The sequence below is a fragment of the Paraburkholderia sp. SIMBA_054 genome (assembly GCF_046534875.1).
GTDB classification, from domain to species: Bacteria; Pseudomonadota; Gammaproteobacteria; order Burkholderiales; family Burkholderiaceae; genus Paraburkholderia; species Paraburkholderia hospita.
The window spans coordinates 1-241 of sequence record NZ_JAWRXV010001561.1; the positions used below are offsets into that span (position 1 = coordinate 1).

Below are 241 nucleotides of genomic sequence, written 5' to 3' on the forward strand. Positions count from 1 at the left end.
CCGGACTTCGCACTGATGTTCGTTGCGCCAATGGATGCCGATGGCGTGAAATTAATCTCCCGCGCCTCTTATGAGATGGTCGCGGGTGCTACCGGCTCGCCATACGACTACCCGCTCTCCAGCCGCTTCGATGAGAACGATGCGATTCTGGTGATGGATAACGTGCTGATTCCATGGGAAAACGTGCTGATCTACCGCGATTTTGATCGCTGCCGTCGCTGGACGATGGAAGGCGGTTTTG

At 56.0% G+C, this 241-nt stretch carries 1 protein-coding gene; it reads left to right on the forward strand.

What is annotated here, in order from left to right:
- A partial coding sequence (locus tag SB822_RS60300) for a 4-hydroxyphenylacetate 3-hydroxylase N-terminal domain-containing protein (protein ID WP_410859543.1) occupies nt 1-241 on the forward strand: 241 nt, incomplete at both ends.